Origin of the sequence: Peribacillus cavernae (assembly GCF_003989135.1) — a bacterium.
Taxonomy (GTDB): domain Bacteria; phylum Bacillota; class Bacilli; order Bacillales; family DSM-1321; genus Peribacillus; species Peribacillus cavernae.
In genome coordinates, this window is the sequence record NZ_RYZZ01000003.1 from 43,110 (window position 1) to 56,063 (window position 12,954).

Below are 12,954 nucleotides of genomic sequence, written 5' to 3' on the forward strand. Positions count from 1 at the left end.
TGCCCCTTAGAAATCTGTTTAATTTAATATGGAAAATAAACTTACTATTTTAATAGCAAAGGCATAAGAAGGGCAGTTATTTACAGCAGGTACATACATATCATAATGACAGTTAGCTCTGCATCAAATGCTTGACATTATCATCAAAATATCAAAATGAAAACGTTGACAAAAACTATGCGTATGACTATTATAAAAGTACAAAGTAAATTAATTTAATTAACTTAAGAGACAGGGACTATTTTAGCAAATCGAGGGGGAAATAGGATGAAGAAGAAGAAATGGCTCGGCATTGCTATGACAGCTGTTTTGGCAATTGGTTCGCTTGCTGCCTGCTCTAACGACGAGAAAACAACAGGAAGTTCAAGTGGGAAGGGAGATAGCTCCACGATAACATTCTGGGCGCCATTCTCAGGTCCTGATGGTCCACGCATGAAATCGATTGTTGAAGACTATAACAAATCACAATCTGAGTATAAGGTTGATTTTCAAATCGTTCCGCAATCTGATTACTATAAAACTGTCGATCTTTCATTTTCCGGCCAGAAAAACGGACCGGATGTGATGATTATGCACCGTGACCAGCTTCCTACCTATGTAGAAAAGAAATTGGTAAAGGATGTTACCGAAACAGCTGAAAAAGCTGGCGTAAAAGAAGAAAATTATGCTGAAACTGCCTGGGAAGGCGGCCAAATAGATGGTAAACAATACGGGATTCCGTTAGATATCCATCCGCTGGTATTCTATTATAATAAAGATTTGTTCAAGCAAGCGGGGTTGGATCCGGAGAAGCCGCCTACGAATCGCGAAGAATTCTTGGATGCTGCTAAAAAGCTGACTGACTCCTCCAAGAACCAGTATGGGTTTGTCGTGCCGACATTATGGCCAAACCAATTCATTTACCCAACAGTATTGTTCCAAAATGGCGGGGAGTTACTAAAGGATGGCAAGCCAAATTACAACAGTCCTGAAGGCGTTGAAGCGTTAACATTCCTTTCGGATTTGGTTAAGAAGGAAAAAGTATCACCTGCAAATGTTCAACAAGATGGAGAAGTTACCCTGTTCCTCCAAGGCAAGAATGCCATGCACCTGAATGGGCCATGGATGATGGAACAATGGGATAAAGCTAAATTAAACTATGGTGTAGCGCCTGTACCTCAATTAGGGACGAAACAGCAGGCTGTTTATGCAAACGCACACAACTTTGTTATTCCTGCTTCCGTGAAAGATGAGAAGAAACTGGATGCTACTACTGATTTCTTAAAATATGTAGCGGAAAATACAATGGAGTGGGCTAAATCAGGTCAGGCTCCTGCATCTAAAGCCGTATACGAAAGCGCTGAGTTCCAAAAGATGAAGCAGCAGCCGCAAGTTGCAAAACAATTTGAGTACGCTAAATTCGCTCCAACTGTATCGAACTGGGGCCAGATTTCAGAACCATTATGGCAAGAAGTGAACCTGGCTTTATTAGGAAAGAAAGATCCGCAAAAGGCGTTGGATGACGCAACGAAGAAAGCGGAACAACTTGCCAATAAGTAATATAAACAAGAGGGGGCAGGTGAGTATTTTACCTGCCCGTTTCTTTTCAGTTAATAAAAAATGGAAGGGGGAGAGGTAATGAATAAGGCCAATCGGAAGTCCCAGTTAACGTCCAGTTTATTTGTACTTCCGTACTTATTGCTGTTTACCGTCTTTCTTTTAATTCCTATCATATACGGAATCTGGATGAGTTTGCATAACTGGGACTTATTGTCGCCAGTACATGAGTTTGTTGGATTGAAAAACTATCTAAATATTTTTGACCCGGCCTCTTATTTAAACAACCTCTTCTTTACCGGGCTAAAAAACACACTGTTATTCGTTGTATTCAGTGTGCCTCTTCTGGTAGTAGTAGGATTAGGGTTGGCTTTATTAATCAATAGTTTGCCTGCAAGAATAAGAGGATTGTTTCGAACGGTTTACTTTATTCCATATTCTGTCTCTGTTTCAGTAGTGGCAATCATTTGGTTATGGATCCTGGATACGAACAGCGGCTTGATTAACCAGTACTTGCAAAAGTTCAATCTTCCTGTAATTGCATGGTTGACAGATATGCCTTGGGCCTGGATTTCCCTTGTCATTGCTACTCTTTGGTGGACAATCGGCTTTAATATGATCATTTTTATCAATGCCCTGAATGATGTTTCAGAGGAACTGTATGAAGCCGGGGCGCTCGACGGTGCATCCCGCTGGCAACGGTTCCGTTTCATTACCCTGCCGAGCATCAAACCGATCATGCTGTTTGTCTTAATCACATCGACGATCGCATCCTTTAATATTTACGGCCAGCCTTATCTGATGACTAGAGGCGGGCCTGGAGACTCAACTAAGGTCCTGTTGATGAATATCGTTGATGAAGCTTTTAAACAAAGGCAATTGGGAAGCGCTGCCGCAATGTCATTATTAATGGCGTTAATGATGATTATCATCTCTGTTATTCAGTTCCGTATTTCGAATAGAAAGGGTGTGGAGTAGATGCAAAACAAAGCCTTCAAAACGACCATGGTCATCGTGGCAATTGCAGTGGCATTGGTTTTTTTAATTCCGCTTTTCTGGATGCTGGCAACTTCTTTTAAAAATGATTTTGAAGCTATCACAGCGGGTATTAAATGGCTGCCGGACACTCCAACACTTGAAAACTATTTATACAGTCTGGGAGGCACAGAATCGGATGTTCCTGTTCTTAAATGGATGTCCAACTCTCTGTTAGTAGGAATATCGGGAACACTGATTGTTTTGGTTGTTGACACCCTGGCAGCTTACGGCCTTGCCCGTTTGGATGTTCCATTTAAAAAGACATTGATCAGCATGTTTATTGGCTCTTTGATGATCCCGTGGGTCATTACGTTCCTTCCGTTATATATGGAATTCAATAAACTGGGACTGTTGGACACGTATGCAGTTTTAATCCTGCCTTATTCGGCGAATGCCTTTGGTGTCTTTCTTCTGTATCAATTTTTTAGAGGATTTCCACAGTCGCTTGAAGAAGCCGCTTATCTTGACGGTGCTAATAAATGGCAAGTATTTACTCAGATCGTTCTGCCTTCAGCCCGTCCACTAATATGGACATTAGCGATTTTTACATTTATGTCGATTTATAATGACTTCCTGTGGCCGCTGGTTACAACAAGCTCGCCAGAAATGAGAACCATAACAACAGGAATTGCAATTATGCAGCAAGGTAGCTTCGTGTCCTCGCCGGGAAGGCTGATGGCGCTCACTTCTATTGCAACAATCCCTGCCGTTTTACTATTCATCATCGGCCAAAGAGCTCTCATTAAAGGCGTAACGCAATCAGGAATAAAATAATGTTTAGTTTATTGAATGTTAAGGAAGGATTGATAGATATGGCTTTACCGCGTAATGAATATCCAAGGCCCCAGTTTGTCCGGAAAGAGTGGGTAAACTTAAACGGCGAGTGGGATTTTGCCTTTGATGATGCAAATCAGGGACTGAATAAAAAATGGTACAAGGAGTTTCCAAGCGAAAAAACGATACATGTTCCCTTCGCTTATCAAACAAAGTTAAGTGGTATTCATGATCCATCTTTTCATGATATCGTTTGGTATCGTCGTACGATTTCCATTTCCGAACACTGGCAGAAAAAAAGAATAGTCCTGCATTTTGGGGCGGTCGACTACCGGGCGTGGGTGTATATCAATGGTGAACTGGCAACCTTCCACGAGGGAGGCAATACCCCATTTTCCACTGATATTACTCATCTATTGAACGAGGATATGACTGATAATGAATTGGTCTTGCGCGTAGAAGATCCTTCCGAAGATGTTACGATTCCAAGAGGGAAGCAATATTGGCACGAGCAATCCGAGTCCATTTTCTATACAAGAACAACTGGGATCTGGCAAACGGTGTGGATGGAACCGTTAGAAGATGCCCATTTTGGAACGATTCGCTGGACCCCCCAGATAGATCGGGGAGACGTTGAGTTGGAATTTGATCTTGGGGAAACCTTTGATAAAGATCTTTCAGTAGAAGTGAAGATATCTTTCAATGGAAAGTCGATCGTTTCTGATAGGGCCGATGTCTTTGAAGCATACAACAAGCGTAGTTATAATCTGCGAAATCGCTTTACTGACCGCAGTAACATCCATGGACCGGGCTGGTATTGGTCTCCTGAACACCCTAATCTGTTCGATGCAACGTTGACTGTTAGAAGCGGAGACAGAGTGCTCGATCAAGTGGAGACTTATTTTGGGATGAGAAAGGTTTCGATAGAGAATGGCAAGTTTATGTTAAATAATATGCCATATTACCAGAAGCTCGTCCTTGACCAGGGATATTTTCCCGAGGGACTGCTTACTGCTCCATCTGATGAGGATTTGAAAAAGGATATTGAGCTAGCCAAAGAAATGGGCTTCAATGGAGCCCGAAAGCACCAAAAGGTAGAAGATCCCCGTTTCTTGTATTGGGCCGATAAGCTTGGATTTTTGGTGTGGGGAGAAATGGCGAATACATCCGAATATAGTGAAGATGCCGCTCGCAGGCTGGCAACGGAGTGGTTTGATGTTGTCAAACGAGATTACAGCCACCCTTCCATTATAGTCTGGCTCCCTCTTAATGAGAGCTGGGGAGTCTCCAGAGTAGCATTTGACAAACAACAACAAGCCCATGCCACATCGATGTACTGGCAGACCAAATCAATTGATGTGACCCGGCCGGTTCTTTCCAATGACGGCTGGGAGCACACGATCTCCGATATTTGCGGGATTCATAACTATCAAAGTGCACAAGAAATGGAAACAGCCTATCAAACTATTGAAAGCGCGATTTCAACGACCCCGGCCAATCGCTTAATTTATGCTCAGGGCTTTTCATATCAGGGAGAGCCGATTCTTATTACCGAATACGGGGGAATAGCTTATAAGAAAGATGAAAACGAAGGTTGGGGCTATTCTGCCGTTCAATCTGCCGATGACTTAGTGGAAGAGTATCGAAAAGTGACTGAAGCTTTGATTTCTAGTCCGATTATTCAAGGCTTTTGCTATACACAATTAACGGATGTAGAACAAGAGATTAATGGACTTCTAACATATGACCGCAAGCCGAAATGTGACCTAAATAAAATCAAAATGATAAATGATCAAAGGTAATCGATAGAAGGAAAAAAGCCCTCATACCCATACACTGGGATAAGGGCTTTTTTCGTGTAGAGACGGGGTCTATGTTTATTTTTACATTATGACGCCTGTTAAAAGCATTTTGCTGGCTTATGGGAGTGACAGGCAGCTACTAATGCATGATAATTCAAAGGGTCGATTCTTTGAAAACCATATCTGTCAACGAACGTATAGTTCTCTATACATACATAAAAAAACAGTGAAAAGTACTTTCCACCGTTTTTTACCGGGGAATTGTTATTTGTTTCCTCTGGTTGAGAACAACTCGACAAGAATTAAGGCCACGGCTCCTACAGCGGTTGCATCGTCCCCGAATTTGGAAACCATGATTTCGGTTTCTTTGGAGAATTTTGTGAGTGCTCTTTGCTCAATGGTTTGTGTAATATGGTTAAGGATAAGTTCCTGTGCATTGGAAACACCGCCTCCAATGATGATTCGCTTTGGATTAATCGTATGAATAAGATTGGTAATCCCAATCCCTAAATAGCGGCCTGCCTCTGCCAGGACTGACTGGCAAAGGGAATCGCCTTTTAAGGCTGCTTCATAGATTAATTCCCCGGTGATGTTGTCAAGGTTATTTCCCGCCATCGATGACAGAAGGCCTGATCGCCCTAAACGTATTTCTTTTTTTGCGTTTTCGACGATTGCTGGACCAGAGGCGAAAGTTTGCAGGCATCCATAGTTGCCGCATGTGCATTTGGGTCCATTAATATCAATGGTCATGTGGCCAATTTCCCCGCTTATAAAATGATGGCCATGAAGGATTTTTCCATCCATTACTATGCCCGCACCAATTCCGCGCCCAACATTAATGCAGACTAAACTATCTATGCCAGAGCCGTTTCCAAACCACATTTCTCCTAGACTCATGGCCCGTGCATCGTTTTCTACTTTGACAATCATTTTAAACTCATTTTCTAATGCTTCTTTAATGGGTATGTTCTGTAGATTCAAGTTTGGAGCAAAAACCGACATTCCCTTTTCTACATCGACAATTCCATGCATTCCGACTCCAATGCCGATAACTTCCTCTACATCTGTACTTTCCTTAATTGAATGGATTGCATCTATCATTAACGAAAGAAGGCTTTCTTTTGTAGTGTCTTCAGGCATAGGGAAGATTTCTTTTTTTAGAATTTGGCCATGGATATTTGTCAGGATGATTTTTAAATCATGTGAGCCGATGTCAAGGCCAATTACATGAATCATCTTGCTGTTTAATGTAAGCATTGTAGGTTTTCGGCCGCCCCGGGATTCTCCTAAATCACGTTCAATGACGATCTCGGCTTTCAACAGTTCCTTTACTAGATTACTTACCGTAGGCGGGGTAAGCTTGGTCAGTTTAGCAATTTCAGCCCTTGATATGGAGCCCTTTTCTCGGATAATATTTAAAATAACCGATCTATTTAGTGATTTCATTAACTGGAAGCTTCCAGTCAGCATTTTTTTGCTCATATGTTCGTTTCCTCCGACACTCCCGGATTAAGTTACTAAATTAAATTTAATTATAAACTATTTTCTTGAGGAACAAAACCATATCCCTGGAAAAATGCGTAAATCTAAAAGAGGGAAACAAGGCAAAAAGTTGTCAAAACTATAGGAACTGGTCGATAACATTTATCCAAAGCCCTGTCTTTCAACGAACCTATCTTTATCTCAGTAAGAGTCTGGAGCGGATACGCGAGAAAGGTGCGGTTATCGAAACGGTATATAAATAAAAAAGAAATCTTTCATCCTCCTGGAATCCCCTGAGGTGAAGACTTCTTTTCTACTTCTATTAATTAAAATACTTATTCAACCCATTGAAAATTCCTCTTGCCGCTTTTTGCTGATAAGCTGTAGTGGCAATAACTTTTTCTTCATTAGGGTTTGAAATAAAGCCAAGCTCCACAAGAACGGAAGGCATTTTGTTGTATTTTACGACGTAAAATCCTGCTGTTTTAACTCCCCGGTCCCTCATTCCGGTTTGCTTAACTACTTCAGTCTGGATACATTTTGCAAGTTCTGTTTCGTTTCCGTATTTTGTATCGTAGTAAGTTTCAACACCAGTTGCGTTTCCACCGGAATTGTAATGAATACTAATAAACACGTCTGCCTTATATTTATGGCTGATTTCTATACGATCATCAAGGTCTAATTTTCTGCCTTCATTAGAGACACGGGTCATAACTACTCTTGCACCCGCGCTTCCTAATAAGGTCTTTAGTTCATTGGCAGTTGCCAAATTGATAGCTTTTTCTGTTGTTTTATATTTTCCCACGGCACCAGCATCAGAGCCGCCGTGGCCGGGATCAATTACAATCACTTTGTCTTTTACGCCGTTTGGCAATTCAGTTTCAACAGGTTTAGCCGGAACTTTCGAAGTAAGATAGCTCAGGGAAGCCCAGCCTGTTTTTCCTGAAGCAGTCTTTACCTTGCCCCAAGTCCCTTTCTTTTCGAATAAAGAGACAGCTCCGCTTTTCTTCACGGACGTAATTGAACTTGAGCTAGTCGATGGTTCTTTGCGAATATACAAGGAACTCGCAGTCACATAATACGTAACGGTTGTTGTAAGAGCAGGTTTGGCAGGTGCTGCCGTTTCAGCTGTAGCTTTTTTGTTTGCTATGTATTTATTCGACACCCATCCCGTTTTCTTTTTGGACGGTACATACACTTTATACCAGCTGCTCACTGTGGATTGGATGGTCACCAATGTCCCTCTAGACAACAGTGCGAGGGATTTGGCGCTGGTAGAAGCTGACTGTCGCAAGTTTAAGTTGCTGCCTGTAACATACCCGCTTTTTGCCGCTGTTTGCAGCGTAATCAGCGTTATATATTTCGATGACACCCACCCGGATTTCTTTCCGAAAGGTACTTTCGTCCATCCTCCTTGCTGCTGGATGATTGTCACAACCTGGCCTTTCTTGAGATTCCCAATGGCCTTCGACGATGTCGCCGGCTTCTCACGAATGTTGAGAGAGGTTGCATTTACTTTTGCATGCGTAGCTGCCAAAACTTGATCAGCAGGTGCAAAGAAAGTAAATAGGAAGATTACTAGCCATGCAGCCGCCAATAGAGTTCCAATTCTTCTTGTCATGCTGTGCCGCCTTTCCTTTGAATTTTTCCTCAATTCCCAAGTGCCAACATCAATCGCCTTACCCATAACCCGAAAATTGACACGGTAACCAAAGAGTCCGGATAAATCTAGAAAATAAGCCATTTTTCGCAATGGAAATTTCTATAACTTATCAATATCTTTAGTCTTGCTTTTTTTACAACTTTATCCTTAAGTCATATGAAATATCGGCAAATCTGTGAAATAGTTTAAGGGTTTCATAGAAATTTAGGGATACTTTACTATGTGTGTAAAACCATATTTTTTGACGAAAATTGTCTGGGTTCTTTTCTGTGCTGTAAGGTTTTTGTCAAAAAAGGAATTTTTTCTTACATATGGGGAAAAGTATTAAGTGTATTTCCATAGCGATAAAAGACGAGGAGGAAACAAAGTGGAAAAAGACCATTCAGCCAGCAATCAAAAAAAATCTGAATTTGAGTCTGATGAAACACTGACAAATCGACAGGGCCATCCCGTCACAAATAACCAGAATATGAGAACGGTAGGCAACAGAGGACCCGCAACCCTTGAGAATTATGATTTTATCGAGAAAATCAGCCATTTCGACCGGGAAAGAATTCCTGAGCGTGTCGTTCACGGCAGAGGGGCAGGGGCACATGGGTATTTTGAAGCTTATGGCAAAGTAGGTGAAGAGCACCCTTCGAAATATACCCGGGCTAAGCTTTTTCAGGAGGAAGGTAAGCAAACGCCATTATTCGTCCGTTTTTCAACGGTCATTCATGGAACCCATTCACCGGAGACATTGCGTGACCCACGCGGCTTTGCTGTGAAATTTTATACAGAAGACGGGAATTGGGATCTGGTAGGAAACAATCTGAAAATTTTCTTTATTCGTGATGCGATTAAGTTTCCAGACTTCATTCATGCCTTTAAGCCGGATCCTGTGACAAACCTCCAGGATGGTGAAAGGCAATTTGATTTTATCTCCAATTACCCTGAAGCGATGCATATGATCACCTTCCTGTTCTCGCCGTGGGGCATCCCAGCCAATTACCGGCAAATGCAAGGATCGGGAGTAAATACGTACCGGTGGGTCAATGAAGAAGGAAAAGCGGTTCTTGTAAAATATCACTGGGAGCCGAAGCAAGGCATTAAAAACTTGACCCAGAAGGAAGCTGCAGAAATCCAGGCGAAAAACTTCAACCATGCAACCCAGGATTTATATGAAGCGATTGAAAAAGGAGATTACCCGGAATGGGAGCTGTTCGTACAAATTATGAGTGACGAAGAGCATCCGGAATTAGACTTTGACCCGCTTGATGATACCAAGCTATGGCCGGAGAATCAGTTTCCGTGGCTTCCTGTCGGGAAAATGGTGCTCAATAGAAACCCGAAAGATTATTTCAGCGAAGTAGAGCAAGTAGCTTTCGGTACGGGAGTACTTGTAGATGGAATGGATTTTTCGGATGACAAGATGCTCCAGGGCAGGACATTTTCTTATTCCGATACCCAGCGTTACAGAGTTGGTCCTAATTACTTGCAGCTGCCGATCAACTCGCCGAAGAAGCGTGTGGCAACGAATCAGCGCGGCGGCCAGATGCAATATAAAGTGGATATTGGAGAAAACCAGAATCCGCATATCAACTATGAGCCTTCTACCATTGGCGGCTTGAAGGAAGCAGAACAGGGAGGCAAGGAGCACACGCCTCATGTAGAAGGAAGCATTGTCCGCGAGAGTATTGACCGCCAAAACAACTTCAAACAGGCCGGGGACACTTACAATCATTTTGAAGGTTGGGAAAAGGATGAATTGATAGTAAACCTCGTGAATACACTGGCTCCATGTGACGAGAGAATACAAACAAAGATGGTGGAAATGTTTAAACAATGCGATCCCGACTACGGAAGAAGAGTGGAAGAAGGATTGAAACATGCTGATTCATCGAATACTTCCAGCCGGGAACCTATGGGTGCAGAAGGAGCAGAAGACGCACCGAGGAAAGCAGAGGAAAAAGGCCATTCCCAGGATCCTTATTAATATTTTATAAGTTGAATATTATGAAAAAGCCCCTGGTAACTTGCTTATGTGCCAGGGGTTTTAGTTTTCAAATAGGTTGTTACTGTTCAGGAAGTTAACTATTATATATGCTCTTCAGCTTATTAATGGCAAAATTAGCAATAATCATTTAAACTAAAGATACCTGCCCTTAAATAATGAATTCGCGGCATTTATAGGCTCTCTGAAAGGGGAAGGGAAAATGATTAAATTATTGTCCGCACTTATACTTCCGGCTTTGCTCGTTATGCTGTTTGCAAGAGTGACCTATAACCGCGTTGTCGGTCTTGTCTTAACTGTTGCTTTGATTGCAGCTTCTGCTTATAAGGGCTATACCCACACTTGGTGGCTTATTATCATAGATGCATTTTCATTAACGGTTGGCTTTTGGTTATCTGCAAAATTGAGTAAAAATGCGTCCCGAAGCGCCTAAAGAGGTGCTTTTTTTAATGCCTGTTGATGCAAAAAGATATCAATGCTGATAAATTTCGCGAATAAACGTTCGCTTATTATTGGCTTGTTCTGATTGCTTTGTGATAGAATGTGTATAGACCATTCAGAGAAATGGCTATAAAGATAAATAGACAACTAAGGGAAGGTCCAGGGCCTTCTTATTAATTTTATTAATAGATATTACATGGTATCCATGATTTAGTAAAGATGATCGGAGGACTGCTTCGTGAAGGATGTATTTGAGTTAGTTTCTAAATATTCTCCCCAGGGCGATCAACCGGAAGCGATCCGGCAGATTATCAGCGGCATAAATAAAGGAAAGAAACATCAAACACTGCTTGGTGCAACGGGTACCGGAAAGACGTTCACCGTCTCGAATGTGATAAAGGAAGTGAACAAGCCAACGCTTGTGATTGCCCATAACAAAACACTGGCCGGCCAGCTTTACAGCGAGTTTAAAGAGTTCTTTCCAAATAATGCGGTAGAGTATTTTGTCAGCTACTATGATTACTATCAGCCGGAAGCGTATGTGCCGTCTACAGATACATTCATCGAAAAAGACGCGAGCATTAACGATGAAATCGATAAACTGCGCCACTCGGCCACTTCTTCTTTATTCGAGCGTAAAGATGTCATCATCATTGCCAGTGTATCCTGTATCTATGGCCTCGGTTCTCCGGAAGAGTACCGGGAGATGGTTGTTTCGCTTCGCACTGGCATGGAAATTGGGAGGAATGCCCTGCTTCACCGCCTGGTTGATATTCAATATGAAAGAAATGATATTGACTTTCAGCGCGGGGCCTTTCGTGTACGGGGTGATGTGGTGGAAATCTTTCCGGCTTCTCGGGATGAACATTGTGTACGGGTCGAATTTTTCGGTGATGAAATTGACCGTATCCGTGAGGTTGATGCACTGACTGGAGAAATTACCGCAGAGCGGGATCATATTGCGATTTTCCCGGCATCCCACTTCGTTACCAGGGAAGAAAAAATGAGAATCGCGATAGAAAATATTGAAAAAGAGTTGGAAGAACGCTTGCAGGAACTGCGGGAGGACGAAAAGCTCCTGGAAGCCCAGCGCCTTGAACAAAGAGGAAGATATGATCTTGAAATGATGCGCGAGATGGGTTTTTGTTCAGGAATCGAAAACTATTCCCGCCATCTTACCTTGAGGCCTCCTGGTTCCACTCCCTATACATTAATCGACTATTTTCCAGAAGACTTCCTTCTCATCGTTGACGAATCCCATGTTACGCTTCCGCAAATCCGCGGGATGTTCAATGGGGACAAGGCTCGCAAGCAGGTGCTCGTAGACCATGGATTCCGTTTGCCTTCTGCGATGGATAACCGGCCGCTCCGGTTTGAAGAATTTGAAAAAAAGGTCGGCCAGGCTGTATTTGTTTCCGCTACTCCAGGCCCATATGAACTTGAGCATACTCCGGAGATGGTCGAGCAGATTATCAGGCCTACCGGGCTTTTGGATCCCAACATTGACGTTCGTCCGATTGAAGGGCAGATTGATGATTTAATAGGTGAAATCCATGAACGTACAAAAAAGAATGAACGCGTCCTTGTCACTACGCTGACTAAAAAAATGTCTGAGGACTTGACTGATTATTTAAAAGAAATCGGCATAAAGGTTCAATACCTGCATTCTGAGGTAAAAACATTAGAACGGATTGAAATCATCCGCGAGCTTAGGTTGGGAAAATATGATGTTCTGGTTGGGATTAACCTGCTCAGGGAAGGCATAGACATCCCTGAAGTTTCTCTGGTTGCCATCCTGGATGCAGATAAAGAAGGCTTCCTTCGTTCTGAGCGTTCGTTGATTCAGATAACTGGACGGGCCGCACGTAACGCGAATGGCCACGTCATTATGTATGCTGACCGGATGACGAACTCGATGGAAGTGGCGATAAATGAAACAAATCGGCGCCGTGAAATCCAGGAACAGTACAATGAGAAACATGGAGTTACCCCTCAAACGATACAAAAGGATATCCGTGATGCAATCAAGGCTACCTATGCCGCTGAAGAACAGGAACAATATACTCCTGCTCCGAATTTTGCTGAAATGACGAAGAAAGAGCGCGAGCAGATGATTGCCGATATGGAAAAAGAAATGAAAGAAGCGGCGAAAGCATTAAATTTCGAGCGTGCTGCAGAGCTGCGTGATATGCTGCTTGAGTTAAAAGCGGAAGGATGACGAAAAC

Annotated in this window: 9 protein-coding genes; 7 read left to right on the forward strand and 2 right to left on the reverse strand. The window is 42.6% G+C overall.

The features are described 5' to 3' along the window. Positions 1–267: 267 nt before the first annotated feature. The 4 genes from ELQ35_RS02405 to ELQ35_RS02420 all read left to right on the forward strand — a co-directional run bounded on the left by ELQ35_RS02405 (position 268) and on the right by ELQ35_RS02420 (position 5,150). Complete coding sequence (locus tag ELQ35_RS02405; RefSeq protein WP_126863265.1) at positions 268–1,539, forward strand: ABC transporter substrate-binding protein; 1,272 nt, start codon at positions 268–270, stop codon at positions 1,537–1,539. 78 nt (positions 1,540–1,617) lie between these two features. Further along, the gene (locus ELQ35_RS02410) at positions 1,618–2,514 is read left to right on the forward strand and encodes a carbohydrate ABC transporter permease (RefSeq protein WP_126863266.1); all 897 of its coding nucleotides are present in this window, start codon (positions 1,618–1,620) and stop codon (positions 2,512–2,514) included. After that, complete coding sequence (locus tag ELQ35_RS02415; protein ID WP_126863267.1) at positions 2,515–3,348, forward strand: carbohydrate ABC transporter permease; 834 nt, start codon at positions 2,515–2,517, stop codon at positions 3,346–3,348. Then, on the forward strand, positions 3,348–5,150 hold the full coding sequence (locus ELQ35_RS02420; RefSeq protein WP_246025943.1) for a glycoside hydrolase family 2 protein: 1,803 nt from the start codon (positions 3,348–3,350) through the stop codon (positions 5,148–5,150). Before ELQ35_RS02415 ends, ELQ35_RS02420 begins: the two co-directional genes overlap by 1 nt. Positions 5,151–5,414: 264 nt before the next feature. On the opposite strand, the gene ELQ35_RS02425 is transcribed toward ELQ35_RS02420, so the two are convergent. Together ELQ35_RS02425 and ELQ35_RS02430 are read right to left on the reverse strand one after the other, a co-directional pair. After that, positions 5,415–6,632, reverse strand: coding sequence for an ROK family transcriptional regulator (locus ELQ35_RS02425; RefSeq protein WP_246025944.1), 1,218 nt, complete (start codon positions 6,630–6,632; stop codon positions 5,415–5,417). Positions 6,633–6,954: 322 nt separating this feature from the next. Further along, positions 6,955–8,253 carry an N-acetylmuramoyl-L-alanine amidase family protein gene (locus ELQ35_RS02430; protein ID WP_185861634.1) on the reverse strand — a complete coding sequence of 433 codons (1,299 nt, stop codon included), beginning with the start codon at positions 8,251–8,253 and terminating at the stop codon, positions 6,955–6,957. Positions 8,254–8,623: 370 nt separating this feature from the next. Here ELQ35_RS02430 and ELQ35_RS02435 point away from each other — a divergent pair, with 370 nt between their 5' ends. From ELQ35_RS02435 to uvrB, 3 genes are all read left to right on the forward strand, one after another. Next, positions 8,624–10,270, forward strand: a complete 1,647-nt coding sequence (locus ELQ35_RS02435) for a catalase (RefSeq protein ID WP_370873484.1) — start codon at positions 8,624–8,626, stop codon at positions 10,268–10,270. A gap of 220 nt (positions 10,271–10,490) precedes the next feature. Beyond that, entirely contained in the window at positions 10,491–10,721 is a 231-nt protein-coding gene (locus ELQ35_RS02440) for a CsbA family protein (protein ID WP_126863270.1), read from the forward strand. Between the two features lie 246 nt (positions 10,722–10,967). Further along, the gene (gene uvrB, locus ELQ35_RS02445; protein ID WP_126863271.1) at positions 10,968–12,947 is read left to right on the forward strand and encodes an excinuclease ABC subunit UvrB; all 1,980 of its coding nucleotides are present in this window, start codon (positions 10,968–10,970) and stop codon (positions 12,945–12,947) included. The last annotated feature ends 7 nt before the right edge of the window (positions 12,948–12,954 follow it).

Bases quoted from the DNA above. Each gene is read 5' to 3' on its own strand.
- ELQ35_RS02405 (WP_126863265.1), top strand. From the start codon at position 268: ATGAAGAAGAAGAAATGGCTCGGCATTGCTATGACAGCTGTTTTGGCA.
- ELQ35_RS02410 (WP_126863266.1), top strand. From the start codon at position 1,618: ATGAATAAGGCCAATCGGAAGTCCCAGTTAACGTCCAGTTTATTTGTA.
- ELQ35_RS02415 (WP_126863267.1), top strand. From the start codon at position 2,515: ATGCAAAACAAAGCCTTCAAAACGACCATGGTCATCGTGGCAATTGCA.
- ELQ35_RS02420 (WP_246025943.1), top strand. From the start codon at position 3,348: ATGTTTAGTTTATTGAATGTTAAGGAAGGATTGATAGATATGGCTTTA.
- ELQ35_RS02425 (WP_246025944.1), bottom strand. From the start codon at position 6,632: ATGAGCAAAAAAATGCTGACTGGAAGCTTCCAGTTAATGAAATCACTA.
- ELQ35_RS02430 (WP_185861634.1), bottom strand. From the start codon at position 8,253: ATGACAAGAAGAATTGGAACTCTATTGGCGGCTGCATGGCTAGTAATC.
- ELQ35_RS02440 (WP_126863270.1), top strand. From the start codon at position 10,491: ATGATTAAATTATTGTCCGCACTTATACTTCCGGCTTTGCTCGTTATG.